Below are 23,239 nucleotides of genomic sequence, written 5' to 3' on the forward strand. Positions count from 1 at the left end.
CGTATAACGCCCGCTTAACGGGGCGCGTTGAAAACGCGTCCCGCCCGACCAACGGGAGGGATATTTAAAGCGCTTGTTAAGTGTTTTTATAAAAAGAACAAGTAGCATAAAAAACTATAAACGCTATAAATTATCATTACAAAGACCCAGTCCAGCCAAAATGGACCTTCATCCTCGATATCACTCATCGAGAACATAGATAGCATGTGAAGACTAAAAAAGAAAAAAACCGTGCTCAGTAGAAAGGATTGGACCGTCTGTTTAAATTCAAACTTTATCAGGAAGTATGTAGGTAATAGCGCATAGCCAAATGCCATAAGGCTAAAGTATACATTCTCCTTAGTTTTCTCTTTCATACACTTAACAGCGTATTAGTGTGCATGCGCATTTACGCCCTTTTTGAATTCGTTCGAAAACGTTGTAAGCCTTTGATTTAATTTTAAATATCAAGAATCCCTCCTTTTTCGATGGGATGAAAACGAGCATGCTCATTTTTGTTCCTTTGAAGGCACATTAACATTCTCCGCATGTTTTATAAAGCGCTGTTTATAATGCTTTATTCGTTACATGAATGGATAAAAACGCGCACAGACTAGTGACAAAGTTGACTCTGAATCGCAGATTATTCGAAAGTACCGCATATCTGCACTCAGCTAAGGGCTAATTCTCAATGCTTTATGATTTTTGAAATACGGTATTATTGGGCTCGAATACGTTAACCCAATAGGAAAAAGCGGTTAACGCTAACCCAAACTGATGCGCTCAAAAGAATTGCTTGGATTAAAAAGACGGCTAGTGTTTACGCTGCGTACGTTTATGGTGTCGGGGCTTTGATTGTCTACTTTGCTGCTTATTTCGGTGGGTAAATTCCTCTGCCTTTACGTAGCGCCACTCTCCTTCGGCGAGCTTACCTAGCCGCAATTCGCCCACTCTAACCCGTTTTAAGCCAGATACGTGTAGGCCAACGGCTTCGCACATGCGTCTAATTTGGCGTTTTTTACCTTCACGAAGGATGATCTGCAGCTGGTCTGGATTAAGCTGTTTTACCTTAGCCCGCTTAAGTGGCTTGCCGTCTAACTCTAGGCCAAAGGATAACTGGTCAATTCGCGCATCGCTAATATCGCCTTTTACGCGCACTAAGTATTCCTTCTCAAGCTCGGTGTTTTCGCCAATGAGCTGCTTTGCAATTCGTCCATCTTGAGTAAGCACGAGCAGTCCTTGGGAGTCTATATCGAGTCGCCCGGCTGGCGCGAGCCCCTTGAAGTGCGAGGGTCTTAACCTTAAGTTGGTCTGGTCCGTATCTGAATGAGTTTCCGCCGTAACCAATCGCACGGCGGGAACATAATCATCTTCTGCTTGGCCTGACACGTAGCCAACCGGTTTATTAATCATGATGGTCACACGCTCGTTTTGAATCGCTTGAGCGCGCTCAGATAACTCGATCTTTACGTCTTCAGGGAATTTAACGCCCAGTGTATTAACGGTCTGACCGTTAACACGGACTAAACCCTGTTCGATTAATTTATCAGCCTCTCGGCGCGAACATAATCCGCGCTGTGACATTAACTTTGATAATCGAACCGGATCACTCATTTAAGATTTTGCCAACTTGTCAGCAACACCAATGTAGTTAGATGGGGTCAATTTCTTCAGTTCGACTTTGGTGGCTTCAGGCATATCGAGAGATTCAATGAATACTTCTAGCGCCTGCTTATCGATGCCGTCTTTGCCTCGAGTTAATGCTTTCAGTTTTTCATAAGGCTCGGGGATGTCATAGCGACGCATCACGGTTTGGATGGCTTCGCCTAACACTGCCCAGTTGTCGTCAAGATCAGCTTCCAGTGCTGGCTCATTCACTGCCAACTTACCGATTCCTTTTAACGTTGCTGCGCACGCTAGCATGGTGTAACCAAAGCCCACGCCTATGTTTCTCAATACTGTGGAATCCGTTAAATCGCGCTGCCAACGACTGACCGGCAGTTTTAATGCAAGGTGATCGAACATTGCGTTTGCCAGCCCTAAATTACCTTCAGAGTTTTCAAAGTCTATTGGGTTAACTTTGTGAGGCATCGTCGAAGAACCTACTTCGCCAGCCACGACTCTCTGTTTAAAGTAGCCAATGGCTATGTAGCTCCAGATGTCTCGGTCAAAGTCCAACAATATGGTGTTGAAACGGGACACAGCGTGAAACAATTCGGCCATGTAATCGTGAGGCTCGATTTGCGTGGTTAATGGGTTCCAGTCAAGATCCAAGGATTCCACAAAACTCTTAGAGAACCGTTCCCAATCAACTTCTGGGTAGGCGACCACGTGTGCGTTGTAATTACCGGTGGCACCATTGATCTTACCTAAAATAGTGACGGCTTTAATCTGTTCCAGTTGTCGCTCTAAACGTGCGACCACATTGCGCATTTCCTTACCCAGCGTTGTTGGCGATGCCGGTTGGCCATGAGTTCTGGCCAACATAGACAAGTTGGCATTGTCATTTGCTAACTTAGAGATTGCGGCTATGACGTTTTGGAACGTCGGCACAATGACGTCTTTACGAGCGTCCTTAAGCATCAACGCGTAAGACAAGTTGTTAATGTCTTCTGACGTGCACGCAAAGTGAAAAAATTCACTCACCGCGTGAACTTCCTCAATTGACTCGGCTTTCTGCTTTAAAAAGTACTCAACCGCCTTAACATCATGATTAGTCGTGGCTTCAATCTTTTTAACTGATTCGGCATCGTCAACAGAAAAACCATCAATAATGGCGTCCAGTTTAGAACTAGACTCAATAGAAAAAGCAGGTACTTCGTTGATATTGGGTTCATTGGCCAGCGCTTGCAACCATCGAACCTCAACTAAAGAGCGATACTTTATTAAGCCATATTCACTGAATATTGGGCGTAAGTCGCCTACCTTATTGGCGTAACGACCATCCAATGGAGTTAGTGCGGTGGTTTCTGTCAACGGAAAATCAATCATGGGGCGTTCATGTGGCCGATTTTGTCGGCTGTGAAAGTGTGACTAAATTCGGGGCGGAATGTTACCATAAACCTTATCGTAGCTCTTGGCTAAAAAGCCCTAAATATGACATTTAACTGGCAACAATACACCGTTGAGGACTTGAGGTCGCATGCCACTTTCACGTTTAGAGAAGGTGGTGGCTCGCGACCAGATGTACTACTGATTGAAATTGATGGCCATAAAGCCGTACTCAAAGATCAGGCAGGTGCTGACAAATGGTTTGGATTACTGATCGGCCCGCTGCTTAACTGGCGGGAATGTAAAGCGCTAAAAAAGCTTTCAGACGTAAGCTGTATTCCTGATTTACTGAGCACACCAAGCAAACGCTCATTCTTAATGAGTTACCACGAATCAGAACAGATCACGCGGCTTACCAACTTCGAGCCTGATTGGCCTTCTTTTTTTGAAAAACTGGCTGGCGCGATCGAAGAACTTCACCACACGGGCGTAGCTCACAACGATTTACGCAACCCCACCAATACATTGATAACGCCCGATGGAGAGCCCGTGCTGGTCGATTTGGTCGCGTGCTTTTGTCGAGGGCGAAGCTGGAATTGGCCGAACCTTTGGCTTTTTAATAAATTTAGCCAAGTAGATAAATCAGCAATCACTAAAATGAAAAGTCGTGTGGCTCCAGAACTGCTCACAGACGATGACGTCAATCCGGAGCAAATTGCTGGTAAGGCCGGGATGTATGCAAAAGGGCTAGGGCAACAAATACGACGACTTTCTCGTAAGCTCTTCACTGGATGAGTAGAGACCCATCACTGCGATAATATTGCTTATATGACGGACATTATCAGAAAACACCAACCAACCAACGTAAAGGCTGGGGTCATACTCAGCCTGATATACGCTTTGTCGCCCCATTCTTGCCTAGCGGTTGAAGCGTTTAACGAGCTTTCTGTGGATGTCTCGTACTTAGATAATGTCGGCCTATCAAGTGTCGAGAATGACAAAACCAAAAGTTCAATACTAGAAGTCAATGCTGCAAGATTCTATCGAAAGACACTGGGTGTCTCCGAGTCCGTCAACTACGGTGCCAATCTAAGAACACGCAGCTATTCTAATTACCCGTGTAATCAGGCCAGCGTTGGCATTGCTCTTGGTTACAGAAAAAAATTGGGGCTAGGCTTTGATAAGCCGATTTTTTCGGCCACCTGGAGCGGCACCAGACATGTTTACAACGTCTCTGCTCGAAACCGCTTAGACTCGGAAGTCAGTCTAAGCGTCTCCAGACCCTTTGGAGAGCATTGGGATGCAAGTATCAGCTTGAGTAAGCGCTGGGAAATACCTGACCGAATCAATCAGACAGTGGGATTACCTGACTCACTTCAAGACATTGCCTCTAACGCCCTCGATAAAGAGTCCATACAGGTAGCGATCGCGACTGAGTATTACGCGTCTTCAACCTGGAGCTTTCCAGCATCATTGTCTTTCAGCAATGGCGATATCACCTCGGGAGCTCGTTATCGTCCGGCTTTGTCAAACGATGCGCGCGCGATCAGCAATGACGTTGGTATGGGCAACAACTGGTATATCTATCGCTATGAGGGCAGCGCCTGGTCAGCGAGCTTAAACGCGAGCCGTCTGCTGTCCGACGGGTCGTCATTAAACTTTGGAATAAGCAGAGTAGATGCACGCTCAGACGGCAACATCAGGTATGATCGCAATTCACTCTCTATTTCGTGGATAAAAAACTGGTGACCAATTTGTTTAATCTCGCAAGCATGACGTTTGTAAGCGCGAAGACACTTTTTTTATTGAGCGCCATCGTCGGCTCTACTAACACGCTGGCGCAACGTGGCTCGGCAAGCTTATCACTGACCGATCAAAAAGGCGTCGCGTTAACGGATGCTGTTGTGACCTTTAGTGCAGTTGCTAAACACCCCACCGAACTACAAGAGAACAAGGCCGTGATTGATCAAATCAACAAGGAGTTCGAGCCTCAGGTGTCAGTAGTACAGGCGGGCACCGCTATCAGCTTTCCGAACAACGATAACATTTTGCACCACGTTTACTCGTTTTCTAAAACCAAGTCTTTTGACTTACCCCTTTATGCTGGTACTCCTTCAGAGCCCGTCGTTTTCGACACGCCGGGTTTGGTAACGCTTGGCTGCAATATTCATGATTGGATGAGGGCATACGTTGTGGTCGTTGACACTCCCTTTTATGAAATCAGCAACCACAATGGCTCAGTCGAAATCTCAGACATACCTTATGGTGAATACGTGCTGGAGGTATGGCACCCGAGGCAACGTCAGCCTTTCAAGGACACGGTTAATATCGATGAAGGTTATTCTCTAAACTTAGAAATCGCCACCAAACCTCAACTCAGATCGCGGCGACACTCTTCAGGGAAAGGCAGTCGCTACAAACCGTAAGTGAACTGGCTGCCTTCGTAATGCTACGAACACGCTTTAAAAAAAGCCTTCGCTGGCGTATTGCCATCCTTTTTAGCGGCTTGATCTTAGTGCTGCTCACCACGGCGCTACTCGTGGTGAATCAACAAAACATCAAGAATGCTGAATCGAACATAGAATCAGATTTAGCGGTCACCGCTGGCGTTTTCCAGAGATTAATTAGTAACCGAACTCAAAGTCTGCAAGATATCGCCAAACCTGCCACAAGTGATCATGCGTTTCGGCAGGTATTTGGCGAAGGCCATACGCCCACCATGGTCTCTGCGATGAATAATCTCGTATCTCGCATATCAAACGTGTCCACGGGAACCATGCTGTTGATTGACTTTGATGGTCAAGTCATCGCCTCCACAAACGAAAAATTTAATACTGGCGAGCCAAACCCTTGGCCTTGGATGGTGGAAAGGGCTGAGAACAATGACCTGCTGGAATCCTCTGGCACGGTACTTATCGACAATAGGCCGTACCAACTGACGGTTTCCCCTCTTCTGATCCCCGACCCTGAGGCATGGGTCATCCTTGGTTTTGCAATCGACGACGAATTTGCTAAAGAAATTTCTCAAATTGCACTGACGGATGTCTCTGTCTACTCATCGACTGACAACCAGCGTCCAATGCTGCATGCCAGCAGTTTGGATGAGCAAATCAGAGCTTCTTTGTTCAGCGACTTCACGACTAAGATTCGATCGCTGGGCCGCCTCATCAAACATGAAACCCGCGGCGAAAACTTTCTCAGTTTGAATTTCAGTTTAGATAAAACACCGTTAACCCAAATAGACGTTGCCATACACGGTTCTCTTGATAAAGAGCTGGTTCCTTATCAACAACTCAGCCTAGCTCTAGTTGTAATATTTACTCTTGGCTTGGTTTTTTCTGCCATTGGCACATTCACTATTAGTCAGTCAATTACAGAACCAATACAACAGCTGAACCAGAGCGTTAGCGCTATCGGCGATGGCGATTACGGAGTTCGTGTCGGCGAATCCAGAGAAGACGAAATTGGTTCATTAGCAAAAGCAGTCAACATAATGGCCGTCGGCCTGGAAGAAAAAGAACGGGTGAGAAATTTGCTTGGCAAGGTCGTGTCCAACCAAGTCGCCGATGAATTACTTAATAACGACATAGAGCTAGGAGGCGAAGAGCGCGAGGCCAGCATTATGTTTTCAGACATTCGTAATTTTACCGGCTTAAGCGAAACCATGCCGCCGGCTGACTTACTGAATCTGCTGAATCGCTATTTTAATCGGATAACCTCCGTGATCGAGGAAAACAACGGAATCGTTGATAAATACATTGGAGACGCCGTAATGGCGGTGTTTGGTGCGCCCATTCGCTCAGAAGACCATGCAAGTCACGCCGTCAAGTCCGCTTTGGGTATGGTGGTTGCGCTCAAAGAGTTTAATCAAGAGCTCAAAGAAGAGTTGGGCATCGAGCTTGAAATCGGCATTGGGATATCCAGTGGCAAGGCGGTCGCAGGCAATATGGGCTCTGAAAGTCGCATGAACTACACCCTAATTGGAGACACGGTAAACACCGCGTCGCGTCTCGAAGGTTTGACTAAGGAATACGACACTCCCATTATTGTAAGTGCGCACACGGCAACGGCGGCCAGTGAGTACGATTGGGCAGATTTAGGTTTAACGTCGGTAAAAGGAAAAGTGAAAAAAATTCAAATTTTCACACCGTCAGAAATGATTTAACCCAGCAACACTGACTATAAACACTTGTTATTAAGAAAGGTCACCGTAGTCTCAATAAGCTTGTCTCTGGAAGAAGAAAAGCTATGGTCATCGTCAATTAAGCGATACTCAGTCTGATGACCTTTGTCCGAGCTCAAAGCGGCCTGTAGCGGCAGTATGTGTAGCTTTTCAGGTATTACTTCGGTGTCGGCCGAGAGCAACAGTACGGGTCTGCCATTGACTCTGGAGGCTCTCTTTGTCAGATCTAGCTCTTTGCCATAAGTTGATATTTCAGCGACAGCTTTATTTCCACTCCAGCCACTTAACATAAATAAAGAATCGGAGTACTCCTTCCATAACGCTTCACTTGTCGCGTCGGCAAACAGGCCTCGGCCTTTCGCTCCTAGGTTCGCGCCATCATAGGCGACTGCACACTTCACCGTTAAGTTATCCAGTAGACCGGCGATGGCCATATGCCCTCCCATGCTGTGGCCCACTAACACGATGTTATCGGGGTCCACCCTTAGCCCTTTTGCATTTTTAGGCATTTGGAGAAACTTGATTACGGACTGCACGTCTTGCTCAGAATTTCGAAACGAGAACTCGCCTTCAGCACCCCACGCGCCTCGGTAATTAAAATACACCGCATTCCAGCCTTTTTTACGGACCTCTTGCGCCACGTCTAGATTTTTTTCGTTGCCAGGGTAACCATGCAATAGAATCATCGTGGGGTGCGGACCCACTCCGGCCGCCTGATAAATAAGTCCAGGCAAGCGCTGACCATGTGAATCAATGGTTAACTCCGAAATGCTCGCTGGCGACGCTAACGCGACCATTGGCGCAAGGAGGAGTACTAAAATGAGTCTTTTTAAAATCACGAACATACCTTCAATATTTTCAGAGAGTAAGGTTTATCAAACAAGCGAGCCGCTCGCCATGAATAGACAGAGCGGTCCCTTTGGTTACGTCAAGCCCCACCAAACAAGCCTTCTAAACCAGGTGTTTTAGGCATGTCTTTAGCAGGTCGTGTAATCTCGGTTTCTGCGCCACTGCCCCCATACTCGAGCAGTTCCGTCGTTTCGTTACTCGTTTTGCCGTTGGTAGTCGTGGTTCCCTCCATTTTGATCAAGCCGAAAGGAATATCATTCGAATACCAATGAACCATGTCACTCTTAACCCTAATCTTTTTGATTATTGCGTTAATCTCTGTAGAACCTACACCTCTGGCTTTCGTAGCGTTGAACTCGCCAGCCGCCACGGTGACTGTTTCCGTACCCATTGGCTCAAAATCAAACTCGATATCCACGTTTGCCAATTGCATTGCACCAGAAAACATACCACCGGAATCCGTGATTCTCATCGGCTCTTGCTTGCCGTTTTGTACGATGGTTTCAATCGAAAAATTACGCAAATTTGACAGTACATTTTCAGGGTCGGCTTTAAGCTGTGATTCAGGCATAAGAGACTTCATGACAACTCGCTTACCCTTGTTTTTACGCTTACCTTTTTTACTAATTTTAAAACTCTGCATGGCCATTTCAACCCAGTAATGAGTTTCACCGTCGCGGTCTTCCTTGCCCACCATCGACGTGCGGATCGTGCTTCCTGTTTTCTTGCCTTTATGGTTTGTGGATATTTGCTCTCTGAGCTGCCAACTTCCCACAGGCGATGAAGCCACAAAATCGAGTATTGACACCTCGGCTTTACTGACGGATGGAAATACACACATTACAACGAGCACAACGCTCATTAAGACCCGAATCATCATTGCTTAATCTCCTTAATATTTAAGCTAAAAATCACCTCTTGTGATGATGAAACATACTCAATAAAAGAACTTCATCAACAAGAGGTCCCAAAAATAGTGATCAACCAGCATAACCGCAAACAAATACATCAGATACATGATCGAATAATAAAATGTCTTACGAGAAAGCTCGTCACTGTAGTTACGATACAACTTCACAACATAATACATAAACCGCGCGTTTAGATACAACGCACCCACTAAGTAAATACCACCGAACATATGAATGGTAAATGGCAATAGCGTGACAGCCACCAAAATATAGGTATACAGCAATATTTGTAGCTTAGTAAATTCCTCACCATGAGTAACTGGCAACATCGGCACGCCCGCTTCGGCGTACTCTTCTCGGCGATAAAGCGCCAATGCCCAGAAATGTGGCGGAGTCCACGCGAAAATAATCAGGAACAGCAAGCACCCTTCTGGCGTAATCGCATTGGTCATAGCGGTCCAGCCTAGTAACGGCGGAGCCGCTCCTGCAGCACCTCCGATCACGATATTTTGTGGGGTGGCCGGTTTTAAAAAGACGGTGTATATAACTCCGTAGCCAACCATTGACACGAACGTCAATATTGCCGTCAGTGTGTTTACCCACACCACCAAAATGACCATTCCGGAAATACAAAGTAATGCGGCAAATACCACAGCCTGCCACACATTAAGCCCACCTGTCGCAAGCGGTCTATCCTGCGTCCGCGCCATGATTGCATCCGCTCTCATGTCGATAATTTGATTCATCGCAGCCCCAGAAGAAGCCGCCAGTCCAATTCCCAGTGAAGCCAGAACAATGGTGACAAAATCTGGCCAACCTGGTACCGCCAAAAACATCCCTACAATGGCAGTAAACACAATCAACATCACCACTCTGGGCTTAGTTAAATCGTAATACTGTTGGATCGAGTGACTCAGTGATTCTTGATTTGCCATGATAGTTGCTATGCCAGCTTAGTTCGGTAGACTGTTAATTTAACGGCGTGACTTAAGCAGACGACTAAGGTCTTTCTTAACTCGGTTTGGCTCAGCATCGCTGGGGTAACTGATCATCAGAAGCCCCTTGGAGTCGACCACGTAAAACCGATCATCCAGCTCATTCGCCGGCACTCCTTCAGGCACTAACTGCTCTGCCCAGACCTTAAGTTGTTCAGGGTCTGCTTCATACACGTCGACGGGCTGGTATTTTTTGGCCAAATCTTGTGCTACTGAAGCGGGTAAATCGGAATAGATCAAGACCGAACGCAAACGTTCCAAGTGCTTGCCTTGCATCGCTCGCAGTTGGCGACTATTCAAAATGCTTTTCTCACAATTCTCCCCGCACGCGCCTTGAGCAACCACTAAAAACGCCCAAAGGTCTTGCTCTTTATATTGAGCAAATTCAGTCTCCCCATTCACGCCGGTCAGCGCTAACGGCGCCAATGTCGGAGCGGGAGTATACAAGTCGCCATAGTTATTAAACTTTGTGGGTTTGTATAAGAAAGCACCGGCTATCGGAGCCAAAAAGACAGCGAAAACCGCTAGCAGTTGAACACGATTCCAAAATAGGGTTTTGGCATCGGGCTTATAATCTGTCGTTTGCTCAGTCATATTACTAACGTTATATATCGGTCATCGCCGAGAGAGGTTAAGCGGGGCGAACGAAATTGCGAAACAGCAAAATCAAACACGCTATAAAAAAAGCCACCGCCATTGAGAACCATTGAAATGCATAGGCTTTGTGTTTTGCCACCCATTCATCGTTTATCGATTGCCATTGAACTTTTAAGCCCTCAGACCCGGTACTTTCGGGTGCCAATTCTATCATCAAAGGCAGTACGCTTGCCTGTATTTGAGATGCATACTGTTCAATCGGAAGGTATTGCCAAACCTGCCCCTCATTCACAGGGTAACCCTCTTTCCATAGAGGTGGCTGAGCGAACGGCTTGTTTAAACGCCCTTGTATAGTGACTCTTCCTTCAGGCGTTTCGAATTCGGGTAGGTCTTGACGCGTTGCTCCAGATGGCAACCAACCTCGAGACACCAACACTAACGATTTCATTCCTGCGACTCTGAATGGTGTCACAAGTTGATACCCGCCTTGGTGCCCAACGACTTGATTATCTATCAAAATAGACTGTTCGGAGATGTATTCACCAATCGCCTTGATGGGAGAAAATCGAAGATCGGTTTTCCCATCCGTGGTCAACAAATGGGGCTCTAAACCGGCTAACTCAGCGGGCATTGATTGCGACCTTTTTTGCACTTGAGTAAGCAATACTTGCTTTTCTTCAGCCCTATCCAATTGCCAAACACCCAATCGCAACATGCATAAAATCATCAAAACTGCGGCGATCAATAAGATCGGCAAAATAAATGCTCTTTTTGGTGACTTTTGAGACGGCATTCGCAATTCATAGACAGGATTAGGATAAACTCCGCGAACATATCACAGAGTGAAATGAGTTTCGCTTTGTTAAATGCCTATATTTAAATTAAGTTTACTGAAGCGAGAAGTATCATGACCAAGTTTGTCATCATCGTATTAATGATAGCCATGGTAGTCAGCCTAGGGATTGGCCTATACCATCTTCTAAAATCACCTGACGAGCGAGACAGCGGAGATAAGGTGGTTAAAGCGCTCACGTGGAGAATTGGCATTTGGATTGTTTTATTCGGCTTTATATTTTTATCTATAAAAATGGGCTGGATCACACCCAGTAATTCAGTAAACCCAGCTAAATTTAATGAAGAGCAACAACAACGAATCGACGACTCAAATGGTCGATACGAACAGCCTGAAAACTAGGGCCTTTTTGAGCCCTGGACCTGCTTGGTTACCCAGAGCTATTTAGGAAATGCCGTAGAGATAGAGAAGGCAAAAAAACGTCACAAGACATGATACATCTGGTAGCTAACGCCTCCGTCTATTTTTCTTCCCTTGCCCACACTAACAATGTGATTCAGCCATTGATAGTTTGACGCCGAAGTCTCAAAACGAGCCTGGGTTCTCAAATAGTACTCGTCCTCAGAGATAGACGCACCACTGTAGTAGCGCTCTAACACGTCTGCTTCAGCGTAAAACAGACCGTCATATTGCATATAGATAGACTGTGAATCATCGGTTTCTAAAGTCAATCGCACATCAATACGAAAGCTACCGTCGGGCTCAACTAATACCCAATCTGCGCCACCGGGCAGCACACGACCGTTCAATCTATCACCCGAAAAGCGCCCTCCTGAAATCGGCACTATTCGCCTTCCTCCATGAGGCAATGCTCCGATATTGATCATTTTCTCGGTAGACACCTGCAGTGTCATTTCAAACAGTTCTTTAGCTTCTAACATAAAATATGTATTGATCGATTGATTGATGCACCGAAACGGAAACACAGTATAACGGAATTAAATAACACTAAGCGTTCATTCCCGCAACGTAGCCCGACGACCATGCCCACTGAAAATTGTAGCCTCCAAGGTGGCCTGTTACATCTAAAACTTCACCTATAAAATACAGATTGTCTACTCTCTTATGTTGCATTGTCTTTGATGAAATTTGATCCACGCATACTCCGCCCTTAGTTACTTCAGCAGTTCGATAGCCCTCGGTGCCAGAGGGTGTTAGTCGCCACTGATTCAATTGAGCCCCTATTTGGTCCAACTGCGAATTCTTACACTCATGTATTGGCTTATCAATGAACTCAGAAAACCAACTGAGCATCATGGCCGTGACTAACGAGTTAGGGAGCAGCTTTGACAATATCGTCTCCAATTTCAGGTTCGGAGACTGAGTTTTGACGTGTTTTAGCTCATCGCTAACAACCATATTTGGCAGCAAGTCCAACAGTATGCCTTCACCCAATTTCCAGTAGTTCGAGAGTTGCAATATAGCCGGTCCACTCAGTCCTCGATGTGTAAACAAAAGGCTTTCGTAGAATCCCTTATTGGGGACGCTTGCGTAAACCGGCAAAGACACCCCCGAGAGAGCTGAAGAAAATTCCTGCCAGTGGCCACTCAGCGTAAAAGGAACAAGGGATGCAGATCGAGGCGTCACGTTGAGGCCAAATTGCTCAGCCAACCTATACCCTAACCCCGTCGCGCCACCTAACGAAGGAATTGATAGCCCCCCTGTGGCTACAATCAAACTGCTTGCGTTTACACTAATCCCCTCGCCTTCAACACTAAATCGATTTGCCACGCACTGCTCTACGGTCGATACCTCAGAGCCAATGATAAACTCTACATTATTAGTCTCGCATTCGTCGATGAGCATCGCCAGAATATCTTTGGAGGAATGGTCGCAAAACAATTGCCCGAGGTCTTTCTCGTGATAATCAATTCCGTGGGCAGCGACCATGCCGATGAAATCCCAATTTCCAAATTGGCTCAAGGCCGATTTTACAAAATGAGGGTTGTCACACAGAAAATGCTCGGCTTTTACTTCTAAATTTGTAAAGTTGCACCGCCCTCCGCCTGACATCAAAATTTTCTTGCCAAGTTTGTTGCTCACCTCTACGACGATTACTTTTCGTCCTCGTTTGGCGGCCGTTGCCGCAGCCATCAGTCCCGCGGCGCCGCCGCCCAGAACAATAACGTCATAGCTGTTTCTTTGGTCACCCGATGTTTGTGTCATACCTACAATACTGTTAATCAATGCATCGCCTAATTACAGTGCCTCCGTTAAAGGAAACTAAAACTTCTTAAAAGCGATTAAAGGACAAATTTGGCCCGAAATTATATAGGGAGACTGCCTTACATTCACCTCTCTAAAACCGGTAAAAATTCTATCGAATATCTATTGTACGGGTGTACACTTAAACTAACTTCACCTGAGTTTTTCTCTTAAGCCAACCTGTGAGAACTTTCCCCAAAGTTTACACTTTTATTCACCACTCGAAGACACTCAAAGTGAAACACTACCCCGAAGCGACTAGAAACCAGCACAGGAAAACGTGATCAGCGGCATGGACAACATAATTTCAATTCAGAATGTCTCCAAGACATACGACAATGGGTTTGTAGCCCTAAAGAACGTTAATTTAGATATCAAACGCGGGGAAATTCTCGCTCTACTTGGCCCCAATGGCGCAGGTAAGACCACACTTATTTCGGCAATAACCGGCATCGTAACCACGTCCGGCGGCTCAATTTCAGTTGATGGCAATGATACCGTCAAAGAGTTCAGAGAAGCCCGCAAACGCATAGGATTAGTCCCGCAAGAGCTAACCATCGGTGCGTTTGAAACCGTGTGGAATACCGTGCGCTTTTCTAGAGGTCTTTTTGGTAAACCTTACGAGCCTGAGCAAATCGAATCATTGCTGGCTGAATTATCTCTTGCAGATAAGAAGGATAATCAACTTAGAATGCTCTCAGGCGGAATGAAGCGGCGGGTGCTGATTGCCAAGGCGCTGTCTCATGAGCCTGAAATTTTGTTTCTTGACGAACCCACCGCTGGGGTTGATGTGGAATTACGAAAGGACATGTGGCAAACCATTTCAAAGCTTCGCGATCGTGGCGTCACCATTATTCTGACCACCCACTATATAGAAGAAGCTGAAGAAATAGCCGACCGCATCGCTGTAATCAACGCTGGTGAGATCCTGCTCATTGAAGAAAAAGCGAAGCTCATGCAACAACTTGGCAAAAAACAATTGATTATTGAATTGAAAGAGCAAGCTGACCAACTGCCTACAAAGCTAAAAAAACTGCCATTAGAATTAAGCTCAGATGGATTGTCCCTCACTTACACCTACGATATTAATGCCGATGCAAGTGGCATTACCTCCTTATTACAAGACCTGAAAGAAGAAGGTCTACAAATGAAAGATTTACAAACAACACAGAGTTCACTCGAGGAAATATTCGTTGACCTAGTGAGCCGAAAAGGCGGAGCGCAATCATGAACACAAGAGCCATTGCTGTGATATACCGCGCCGAGATGATGCGCGCCATTAATACTTTGTTTCAAACAATCGCTTCCCCGGTGATCTCAACCTCACTGTATTTCGTTGTGTTTGGTTCGGCAATTGGATCAAGAATAGACAGTATAGATGGCGTCGAATACGGACTATTCATTGTGCCTGGCTTAACGATGCTCACTCTACTCACTCAAAGCATTTCTAACGCATCTTTTGGCATCTACTTTCCCAAATTCACTGGTTCGATCTACGAAATACTCTCGGCACCGTTAAGCTTCTATGAAGCGTTAATCGGCTATGTGGGCGCGGCAGCGACGAAGTCTTTCGTTGTTGGAATTATAATTTTAGCAACCGCAAGCATGTTCGTTGATATGCGAATCGAGCACCCAATTTGGATGCTCAGTTTCCTCGTTCTTACCTGCATCACTTTCAGCCTTTTTGGTTTTATCATAGGCCTGTGGGCAGACAGCTTTGAAAAGCTCCAAATTGTGCCAATCTTAGTAATAACACCTTTGGTGTTTTTAGGTGGAAGTTTTTATTCTATAGAAATGCTTCCCCCTTTTTGGCAAACCGTGTCCCTATTTAACCCCGTTGTATATCTGGTCAGCGGCTTTAGATGGGCGTTTTTTGAAGTATCCGATGTAAATGTAATGACGAGCTTAAGCGTCATTTTAATTTTTCTGATCGCGTGTTTAGTTATCGTGTCATGGATGTTTAAAACGGGATACAAACTTAAGGAGTAGTCAGGTAACGACCCTCATTGGCGGTCCAAGTAACCCAGAACTTATGACCGCCATATTTGCTGCTCTAAATTCGGATAATCCTGAGGCACAAACGACACATAACCGAATTGAGTTAGAATCTTTCGGTTTTGAGGGTCTCCGATAGGATTACGGCCATGCATAAAGCGGGTGTTGTCCAACATGATGAGGTCTTTCTCACGCCACTTAATTTCGACCGACACCTTACGCGTTGCCGATTCAATTTCATCCACCCACTTATCTTCAATTTTCGCACCTGATAAATACGTCGGGAAGTTACTTATCCCTAGGTTTCTTCGAGCAAACACCAAAAAACTACCGTAGGCCCAGCGATCGTCAAACATCGGTTTATGCAACATAGGGCGCTCATAGGTACGAATAAGTTGGCCATTAACAATACTGAATTTAAAGCCAGACAAATAGCCGCTCTCCAAAAGCTTCGATAAGGTTAAGGTTGGGTCCTGTAAAAACTGAGAAGCCCAACCTAAATCGGTGGGCAATGCGTGCGACAAACCATTGTTCTGCATTAGCTCTATCAGCTCTGTCGAGAATTGTTCTACCGCCGCCACGCCGTCACACACTATCGTCTCCCCACCGACGTTGGAGGGAGACTGACAGGCAAACCAGGCTATGTCAGGCTGCCAAGGTTCACGGGCAATTTCAGGGTGTAATGAAAAGTGTTTTTCGCCCAGATTCACGGTCTGAACCCGTCCATCATCTGATAGTAGATCGCGCCCCGGGCTTCTATTACTGACGTAATTGCTGCAAAATTGATCGGTGAATAACTTGAATTCGTCAATTGTATAATCAAAACCACGAAAGAGTAGCGCTCCAAACTGCTTGTACTGCTCTGTAATTTCAAGGACATCAAGAGAGCCCAATGAACAGCCTCCATTGCTGGGTTTAACCACCAATAGTCCTTGTTCTATTTCACAGGTTTGAGTGTTCACTAACATTTTCACTGGTCTACATTCGAGCAGCAGATTATAGTCCATGTGGCCTCTCAGACTTAACCTTTAAATCGCGAAATGCAACTCCACATAGACTCCATCTTAGAATCGCCTGAGTTTTACCCACTAAAATTTGAGGGCCCTAACTTAGTCTTTGTTCGTATGTCTCAGGAAACCTACAAGGACTCTTCTTTTACGCTGCCCCGCCGCATCATTTCCAAAGGCAAAGAAACCTGGTCAATACCGTTCTCTGCGATCAATGCATTGGTCTCAGAAGACACTAGCCAGAGCCAAACACCCGCATTTTTGTTTCAAATTGCGCATTGTGGATCGACTTTATTATCAAAGGCGCTTGATCACGATGACGCCACTCTTGTAATCAGAGAGCCTTATGCGCTTCGACAGTTTGCGGCGGCCCCAAAAGGCTTAGATGAAGCCACGATCATGGCGCGCCAACAAGCTCTCAGTGTGCTAATGCGGCTTTACAGTAGAAAATTCACGAATGGCCAACGAGTCATAATAAAAGGCAATGTCCCGGTCAATTTCATCTTTGATGAGCTGTTAAAATACCAAGCTTCGCTCAACGCGATCTGCCTCCATTCTGACCTTGATAGCTATATAATCGCGGCCTTAAAATCCCCCGAAAGACAACAATGGGCTGCCCACGTTGTTCGAGAACTCGAGCTGAAAATTAGGGCAAGCCTTGATAATCAGCGCCTAAACACAATGAACTTCAGCCTGCTTAATCCGGCTCAGTCAGCCGCTTTACTTTGGTTCAGCCAAGTTGGAAATTTCACCAAGCTGGCCTCCACTAACGAGCAAATTGAACTGCTTGAGAGCGAACATTTTTTCACTACGCCATTCGATACACTGGTGCATTGCAGTCGCCTATTAGGCTTAACAGAAAACTCGCGCGCCCTAAAACTGACCACTGAGAGCACTTTGTTTTCTCGCCATGCAAAGGAGCCCAGTCAAGCTTACGACAATACCCAGCGCGCCTCTGATCAAGACAAAGCACTGCAACGTTATGCGGATGATCTCTACGCCGTTAGAAAGTGGTGTCTTGATATGTCTCTAACCAAACAAGGCGCCTTAGAAATCAAGGTATAATAAGCATTCAGTCATTTTCGCAGCCCGTTTTCGGCCTAGCAAAGTCGACGAGTCGGCCCATGCCCTGCTTGATATCACCCCATCGTTGACAGTCGAACTCCAGCATTGCAATCGCGGCCGTTGGAAAATTTGATACCTTATCTTCGCGACCAAAATTGGATAGTTGGTTCAGCACCTCCGTGACGGCTGGGTTATGGCCGATGACAGCAACGTGATTAAGATAGTCCGGAAGTTCCAAAACAACCTTTACAAGTCTCGAAGAGTCAAACGTATAGAGTGAGTCATGGATCTGTAATTGAGCACCATGGTGGCGATGAATGAACGCCGCTAGGTCTAACGCTCTGGTCGCAGAGCTCGAGTACACGATTTGGATTTCGGGAAAATTCGACTTGGCGAATTTAGCCATTACCATCTTCTCTCGCTCACCTCGTTGACTTAAGGGGCGATCATGATCATCTGTATCTGGGCCTGTCCAATTCGATTCAGCGTGACGGATTAAGTAAAGTGCTTTCATGGATTACAACCATAATGCGCCACCCTACCGAATCAGTCCATCGAATTTATGCCATACATTGAACTTTAGAGATTAACTGACAAATCAACTTCCTATTTCACAAACAAAGGCTGGTTGGCTTAATGAGCCAACGTTTACATCAATAGTCTGAGGTTCCCCTGAGCGTATTATCTCCATCTTAAGTAGGTCACCGGTCTTCATGTTTTTAACGATGTCCCAGTATCCATGGTCCTTCTTACTTCCATCTTTTCCCGTCATTGAAATGCCGTTAATCGCCACAACGAGATCACCTGTTTTCAGGCCATTTTTGTCAGCTTGTGATTCCGGGGTGATGCAGGTCAGTTTTACGCCTTGTTCATCAACCGAATTGCACACTCCAATAAATGGTTTGACCACGGAAGAAGATCTGATAGTCAATGACTTTTCTCCCTTCATGTCCAACAACTTTTTAGCCCAGAAACTGATTTCGCGTTTAATATCTTCTTCCGTATACTCTTTTTTCTTACCGTCTTCACCAGCGTGTACGCTCCAGAAACCAGAAATCAGAAAACAAACAATCGTTGTGAACAGGAGCTTTTTACGAAGCACTGCTTTCATCAAATTCATCATAATAAAACCTAAATCTGGCCGTTATTGGCCGCTACTTGGTTGTTGTAATACAGCTTATTCAGTTCATTCAAGGCATCAACTCGGTCCGCCCATAGTCCCTTTATTTGCTCATAGTTGATGTCATCAGAAGATTCACTTTCGTGAATTTTTTGATCCACCATCATCAATCTCCACTGTAACCTCTCTTCCATCGACTGTTGTGAAACCGTCAGAGGACTGGTTCGGGTCGCGACTTGTTGAAGCACACTTTCTAGACCCCGAGAATTGTCCATTAAGTTTTGCACACTGGCTTGTAGTGCTTGCGTTTCAAGTCGAGCTTGCTGATCTCCTTGAAACGTATAAAGGCTGACCGCACCTGTAAATACCACGGCCGCCGTTAAACTGTAAATGGCCGTACTAATTGAAGACCAAAAAGCGGTGTTAGTAGTTGTAGTCATCGCCTGGTGAGTGGCAACAGGAGGCACAGAAGCATGATCCTCTATACCCTTTGAGCGAAGCTCAGATTCTATTTTCAGCCACGCCGCATTCGGGACCGGTAATTCGGCTTCGAAAAGCAGTACGTCTTGTATCGATTTAGCAGCAGAATACACTTCTTCTAAGCGCGCCTGACAAAACACACATTCGTCTATGTGTTGAGTATGAGGTGATGCGTCACCGTCTCGCATACTGATCAAGTCACCAATGGAGGCGTGCTTGTTGTCAGTGTCTTCGATGTTGCTGTCAAAAGTATCCGTCATATTTATTAACCGTATGTCAGTGGGAATAATTAACCCACTTCTACTGTGCTTGTGGCGGCATTAGTACTTAATGCTACCTTCTTAGCCAAGGCCTTAAACGCCCGATGAGTTATTGATTTAGAATAACTTGGAGATTTATTCACCATCAGTGCTATTTCGTCATGTGTATAACCTTCAACTTCTTTCAACCAAAGTACGGTTCTCACGTCTAGTGGCAAGTTACTCAGCAGTTTTGCTAAATCGTGTTGATCCCCAAAGAGTTCAGCCATATTCGATTTTCGATTACTCAATGATTGCGTTTCTTGGTAATTCGTAAACTCATATTCATCAGTCGACAAGGTTTCCGAATATTTTTTATGCTTACGTAAGTACATCAAACATTCGTTCACGGCGATTTGACGTAACCACATACCAAATGGCGCCCTAAAGCCAAACGAACCAACTTTGTCGAAAAGCTTCAAAAATATGCTCTGCAATAAATCCTCAGCGCAGTGGGGGTCACGACAAATCCCGTTAGCCAGAGTATAGATTGCTTGTGAGAACATTTTGTAAAGCTCACTGTGCGCAGCCATATCTCCATTCTGAGCGCGACGAACCACTTCATCAGGCACGGCCTGCTGAAAACGCTGATATTGAATCGTCGTATTTTTGCTCTGCATGACCCAATGATGCACTCAATTTAAGTTTGGTCGCAAACATATTTAAAATAAGTTGCGATATTTTTGGCTTTTTAGAACATTACCATCCTTACTCAGTCAGTTTTTGAAACGATTAAGAAGACAGTAAATCAATTTATGAAACTTTCTTACAAAAGCTCGGCGCGCTATAATCAACTCGATTGAAACTCTTACACTATAGAAATTCTGTGAATCCACCTATTAGCGCCCTCGGCGACAATGCCAAACTGCTTCCTGATTTACTCGGCGAAGTTATTCTCGAACAAGAAGGTCAAGCCGTCTTCGATGCGGTTGAACTGCTTCGTAAAGGCTTTATTCAACAGCGTCAACAGCCAAACACACTGACACACGAGGAGCTAATAACGGCGATTGAAACAATGGACGTGGACTCTGTAGATCGCGTCATTCACGCATTCAGCACGTTTTTCCATCTCGCTAATATTAACGAGGAACAAGCCAGTCAAAAGATCCGTGCCCAGCTTGAAGAAGCAGGAGAAACATGGAACAACTCTTTTCTGGACACCATCAGTGGGTTTAAGGAGCAAGGAAAAAGCCTGGACGAAGTCCTTGAGCTAATCGGCAATTTAAATTATTACCCGACCTTTACCGCACACCCAACGGAGGCTAAACGCCCGATCGTCTTAGAGGCACTTCAAAGAATTCACAAGGAGTACAAAACCCTAACGAGTGGTCATATCCCCGAAGCTGAAGAAGCGGAATTTAGACATCGCCTAAAAGCGATGATCCAAATATTTTGGAAAACTGAAGCTGTACGACCCGCAAAACCAACCGTTTATGATGAAATTGAAAACTCTCTGTATTACTTTCGAGAGAGCATATTTTGCTGCTTGCCTGATATTTACAGAGACCTAGAAAACGCAATTAAAAGCGTTTATCCGGAAGCTCGAGGAGATTCACTAAATTTGCCCAAGATTGTTCAGTTTGGCACGTGGGTCGGTGGTGATCGCGATGGTAACCCGTTTGTCACGCCTGAAATTACCCGTAACGCGTTGCGCATGCAACAACTCGAGGTGTTGCAGGAATACGTTCGTCGTGTTGACCACCTAAGTAAAGTGTTCACACACAGCGCGGATCAGGTCGAGCTTTCGCCTGAGTTTGAAGCGTCAATGCAACGAGATGAACTTCGCTTAAACAAATACTTAGGGGCAAAACACGCTACCGAGCCATATCGAAGAAAGTTGAGTTTCGTAAAGCTTCGGCTAGAAAAAACAATCCATCAAGTGGAAGCACGTTTGGGCGATGCCACCCCATTCTTCGATCCATTGGCGTTCAAGCATGAAGATGAATTCCGTGAAGAGCTATTATTGGTTCGGAGCTCTTTGAGGCACCACAATGAGGGAAATATCACTCGAGGAAGCCTTAAGGCTCTATTACGATTGCTCGACACTTGTGGTTTTTATCTATCGAAAATGGACGTACGACAGGAATCAACCCTCCATTCTCAAGCCATTCATGAAATCGGCCTTACATTAGAAGATCCGATTGATTATTTTTCGATGGACGAAGCCCAGCGCCAACAATGGCTAACTGAGCAACTGCTTAAAACCTCGAAACTCAATTACGATCGCCGCCAAATTACCATTCAGAGCGCAGACATAATTGAAGTGTTTGAGTTGATGAGCGAGATGCGCTCCGAAGTATCCAAAGACTGCTTCGGAAGCTACATCATTTCCATGACGCACGAGGCGAGCCATTTATTAGAAGTTGCTCTGCTGGCCAAGATGTCTGGTTTGATCGAAACTGATGAGCAAGGAACCGTAACCAGTCAAATTCACATTGCTCCTCTGTTCGAAACAGTCAAAGATTTGGAGCACGCAGAGCCAACTCTTGAAAGTTTATTTCAGAATCCGGTGTATCGACAACTTCTTTCCTTCACCAATGACACTCAGGAAATAATGCTGGGTTACTCCGATTCGTGTAAAGACGGCGGGATCTTAGCGTCGAGCTGGAATTTATACAAAGCTCAACAGAACATCGTGTCGGTCAGCACAAAGCACGATATCCGTTGCCTGCTGTTCCACGGTCGTGGAGGCACAATCGGTCGCGGCGGTGGCCCAACTCACGAAGCAATTTTGAGCCAACCCAAGGGTACGGTTCAGGGCGGCATAAAGTTTACTGAACAAGGCGAAGTATTGTCGTTTAAGTACAACTTCAAAAACACAGCCCGATACGAGCTTACCGTTGGCATCACCGGTTTAATGAAAGCCAGTGCGTCTGATAGCGTCATAGACAAGCCTGAATACGTCGCAATGATGGAACAACTCACCAAAGACGGAGAATCTGCTTTTCGTGAGTTGACCGACGATAACGTCGCGACCATGCAGTACTTCTATGAAACCACCCCATCTAATGAAATCGGTTTATTGAACATAGGCTCCAGACCCTCACATCGTAAAAAAGCCGATTATTCAAAGAAATCCATTCGTGCGATTGGGTGGGTGTTTGGTTGGTCACAGTCAAGACAAAATATTCCAGGCTGGTATGGTCTTGGAAGTGCCCTCAAGCAAGCGATTGACGGCGGCGGCCTTGAAACATTGAAAGACATGCATAAAAACTGGCGCTATTTCCGCACACTCTTAAGTAACTCCCAAATGGTGATACTCAAGACGGATCAAAAGGTCGCTGAGGAGTATGCTCAACTATGCTCGGATAAAGACATAGCAAAGCTTACGTTTGATACGATATCAAGCGAATTTGACCTCGCAGTTTCAAACATATGCACGGTTGCCTCGATCGATGAAATGATGGCTGACTTCCCAGAAATCGGTCAATCGGTTCGTTGGCGGAATGCTTACCTTGATCCACTCAATCACATTCAAATATTGATGCTCAAGCGATTGGCTAAGGAAGACGACAGAATGCAGTCGCCTTGGCTGAAACCAGCGTTAGACAGCATAAACGGGATTGCGACAGGGTTACGAAACACTGGGTAATGAGTAAGCATAGCCGGTTTAGAGATCTATCGACCTCTGACTAAAGGCCAGCGAACTCCTTATTACGTTTGATCCTTAATAACACTAAGCCAGTTTGGGAAAGTAAACTGGCTTAGTG

General features: G+C 45.6%; 23 protein-coding genes. 9 read left to right on the forward strand and 14 right to left on the reverse strand.

Annotated elements, in window-relative coordinates:
• Positions 1-792 precede the first annotated feature (792 nt).
• Positions 793-1,593: a pseudouridine synthase gene (locus ABWW54_RS15280; protein WP_353413493.1), complete on the reverse strand. Its 801-nt coding sequence runs from the start codon at positions 1,591-1,593 to the stop codon at positions 793-795.
• A complete protein-coding gene (gene purB, locus ABWW54_RS15285; RefSeq protein WP_353413495.1) occupies positions 1,594-2,970 on the reverse strand; it encodes an adenylosuccinate lyase in 1,377 nt (458 codons plus the stop codon).
• A gap of 105 nt (positions 2,971-3,075) precedes the next feature.
• Between purB and ABWW54_RS15290 the strand changes: the two genes are divergently transcribed.
• From ABWW54_RS15290 to ABWW54_RS15305, 4 genes are read left to right on the forward strand one after another with little or no spacing between them, the layout of a single operon-like run.
• The gene (locus ABWW54_RS15290) at positions 3,076-3,765 is read left to right on the forward strand and encodes a hypothetical protein (RefSeq protein WP_353413497.1); all 690 of its coding nucleotides are present in this window, start codon (positions 3,076-3,078) and stop codon (positions 3,763-3,765) included.
• Between the two features lie 33 nt (positions 3,766-3,798).
• Positions 3,799-4,719: a hypothetical protein gene (locus ABWW54_RS15295; RefSeq protein WP_353413499.1), complete on the forward strand. Its 921-nt coding sequence runs from the start codon at positions 3,799-3,801 to the stop codon at positions 4,717-4,719.
• Between the two features lie 5 nt (positions 4,720-4,724).
• Positions 4,725-5,396, forward strand: coding sequence for a methylamine utilization protein (locus tag ABWW54_RS15300; protein WP_353413501.1), 672 nt, complete (start codon positions 4,725-4,727; stop codon positions 5,394-5,396).
• A 20-nt stretch (positions 5,397-5,416) separates the two neighbouring features.
• The gene (locus tag ABWW54_RS15305; RefSeq protein WP_353413503.1) at positions 5,417-7,135 is read left to right on the forward strand and encodes an adenylate/guanylate cyclase domain-containing protein; all 1,719 of its coding nucleotides are present in this window, start codon (positions 5,417-5,419) and stop codon (positions 7,133-7,135) included.
• A gap of 14 nt (positions 7,136-7,149) precedes the next feature.
• On the opposite strand, the gene ABWW54_RS15310 is transcribed toward ABWW54_RS15305, so the two are convergent.
• From ABWW54_RS15310 to ABWW54_RS15330, 5 genes are all read right to left on the reverse strand, one after another.
• The gene (locus ABWW54_RS15310; protein ID WP_353413505.1) at positions 7,150-7,992 is read right to left on the reverse strand and encodes an alpha/beta hydrolase family protein; all 843 of its coding nucleotides are present in this window, start codon (positions 7,990-7,992) and stop codon (positions 7,150-7,152) included.
• Between the two features lie 89 nt (positions 7,993-8,081).
• On the reverse strand, positions 8,082-8,882 hold the full coding sequence (locus ABWW54_RS15315; RefSeq protein WP_353413507.1) for a hypothetical protein: 801 nt from the start codon (positions 8,880-8,882) through the stop codon (positions 8,082-8,084).
• Positions 8,883-8,939: 57 nt separating this feature from the next.
• On the reverse strand, positions 8,940-9,848 hold the full coding sequence (gene cyoE, locus ABWW54_RS15320; RefSeq protein ID WP_353413509.1) for a heme o synthase: 909 nt from the start codon (positions 9,846-9,848) through the stop codon (positions 8,940-8,942).
• A 39-nt stretch (positions 9,849-9,887) separates the two neighbouring features.
• Positions 9,888-10,502, reverse strand: coding sequence for a redox-active disulfide-containing membrane protein (locus ABWW54_RS15325; RefSeq protein ID WP_353413510.1), 615 nt, complete (start codon positions 10,500-10,502; stop codon positions 9,888-9,890).
• A gap of 37 nt (positions 10,503-10,539) precedes the next feature.
• Positions 10,540-11,298, reverse strand: coding sequence for an SURF1 family protein (locus ABWW54_RS15330; protein WP_353413512.1), 759 nt, complete (start codon positions 11,296-11,298; stop codon positions 10,540-10,542).
• A gap of 114 nt (positions 11,299-11,412) precedes the next feature.
• Here ABWW54_RS15330 and ABWW54_RS15335 point away from each other — a divergent pair, with 114 nt between their 5' ends.
• On the forward strand, positions 11,413-11,700 hold the full coding sequence (locus ABWW54_RS15335; protein WP_353413514.1) for a twin transmembrane helix small protein: 288 nt from the start codon (positions 11,413-11,415) through the stop codon (positions 11,698-11,700).
• 80 nt (positions 11,701-11,780) lie between these two features.
• Here the strand turns inward: ABWW54_RS15335 and ABWW54_RS15340 are convergent, their stop codons facing one another.
• Together ABWW54_RS15340 and ABWW54_RS15345 are read right to left on the reverse strand one after the other, a co-directional pair.
• Entirely contained in the window at positions 11,781-12,239 is a 459-nt protein-coding gene (locus ABWW54_RS15340) for a DUF3237 domain-containing protein (RefSeq protein WP_353413516.1), read from the reverse strand.
• A 67-nt stretch (positions 12,240-12,306) separates the two neighbouring features.
• Complete coding sequence (locus tag ABWW54_RS15345; RefSeq protein WP_353413518.1) at positions 12,307-13,524, reverse strand: BaiN/RdsA family NAD(P)/FAD-dependent oxidoreductase; 1,218 nt, start codon at positions 13,522-13,524, stop codon at positions 12,307-12,309.
• Positions 13,525-13,855: 331 nt separating this feature from the next.
• On the opposite strand from ABWW54_RS15345, the gene ABWW54_RS15350 reads away from it, so the two are divergent.
• Positions 13,856-14,794: an ABC transporter ATP-binding protein gene (locus ABWW54_RS15350; RefSeq protein ID WP_353413520.1), complete on the forward strand. Its 939-nt coding sequence runs from the start codon at positions 13,856-13,858 to the stop codon at positions 14,792-14,794.
• Positions 14,791-15,552 carry an ABC transporter permease gene (locus tag ABWW54_RS15355; protein ID WP_353413522.1) on the forward strand — a complete coding sequence of 254 codons (762 nt, stop codon included), beginning with the start codon at positions 14,791-14,793 and terminating at the stop codon, positions 15,550-15,552. Before ABWW54_RS15350 ends, ABWW54_RS15355 begins: the two co-directional genes overlap by 4 nt.
• A 41-nt stretch (positions 15,553-15,593) precedes the next feature.
• On the opposite strand, the gene ABWW54_RS15360 is transcribed toward ABWW54_RS15355, so the two are convergent.
• Positions 15,594-16,565 carry a TauD/TfdA family dioxygenase gene (locus ABWW54_RS15360; protein ID WP_353413523.1) on the reverse strand — a complete coding sequence of 324 codons (972 nt, stop codon included), beginning with the start codon at positions 16,563-16,565 and terminating at the stop codon, positions 15,594-15,596.
• 33 nt (positions 16,566-16,598) lie between these two features.
• Here ABWW54_RS15360 and ABWW54_RS15365 point away from each other — a divergent pair, with 33 nt between their 5' ends.
• The gene (locus tag ABWW54_RS15365) at positions 16,599-17,630 is read left to right on the forward strand and encodes a hypothetical protein (RefSeq protein ID WP_353413525.1); all 1,032 of its coding nucleotides are present in this window, start codon (positions 16,599-16,601) and stop codon (positions 17,628-17,630) included.
• Positions 17,631-17,637: 7 nt separating this feature from the next.
• On the opposite strand, the gene ABWW54_RS15370 is transcribed toward ABWW54_RS15365, so the two are convergent.
• The 4 genes from ABWW54_RS15370 to ABWW54_RS15385 all read right to left on the reverse strand — a co-directional run bounded on the left by ABWW54_RS15370 (position 17,638) and on the right by ABWW54_RS15385 (position 20,149).
• Positions 17,638-18,144 (reverse strand): SixA phosphatase family protein, encoded by a 507-nt coding sequence (locus ABWW54_RS15370; RefSeq protein WP_353413526.1) that lies wholly within the window; start codon positions 18,142-18,144, stop codon positions 17,638-17,640.
• 84 nt (positions 18,145-18,228) lie between these two features.
• Positions 18,229-18,741, reverse strand: a complete 513-nt coding sequence (locus tag ABWW54_RS15375; RefSeq protein ID WP_353413528.1) for a PDZ domain-containing protein — start codon at positions 18,739-18,741, stop codon at positions 18,229-18,231.
• A 20-nt stretch (positions 18,742-18,761) separates the two neighbouring features.
• Complete coding sequence (locus ABWW54_RS15380) at positions 18,762-19,490, reverse strand: hypothetical protein (protein ID WP_353413530.1); 729 nt, start codon at positions 19,488-19,490, stop codon at positions 18,762-18,764.
• Between the two features lie 29 nt (positions 19,491-19,519).
• Complete coding sequence (locus tag ABWW54_RS15385; protein WP_353413532.1) at positions 19,520-20,149, reverse strand: RNA polymerase sigma factor; 630 nt, start codon at positions 20,147-20,149, stop codon at positions 19,520-19,522.
• A gap of 206 nt (positions 20,150-20,355) precedes the next feature.
• Here ABWW54_RS15385 and ppc point away from each other — a divergent pair, with 206 nt between their 5' ends.
• Entirely contained in the window at positions 20,356-23,121 is a 2,766-nt protein-coding gene (gene ppc, locus ABWW54_RS15390; protein ID WP_353413534.1) for a phosphoenolpyruvate carboxylase, read from the forward strand.
• The last annotated feature ends 118 nt before the right edge of the window (positions 23,122-23,239 follow it).

The organism is Arenicella sp. 4NH20-0111, from assembly GCF_040366405.1.
GTDB lineage: Bacteria > Pseudomonadota > Gammaproteobacteria > Arenicellales > Arenicellaceae > Arenicella.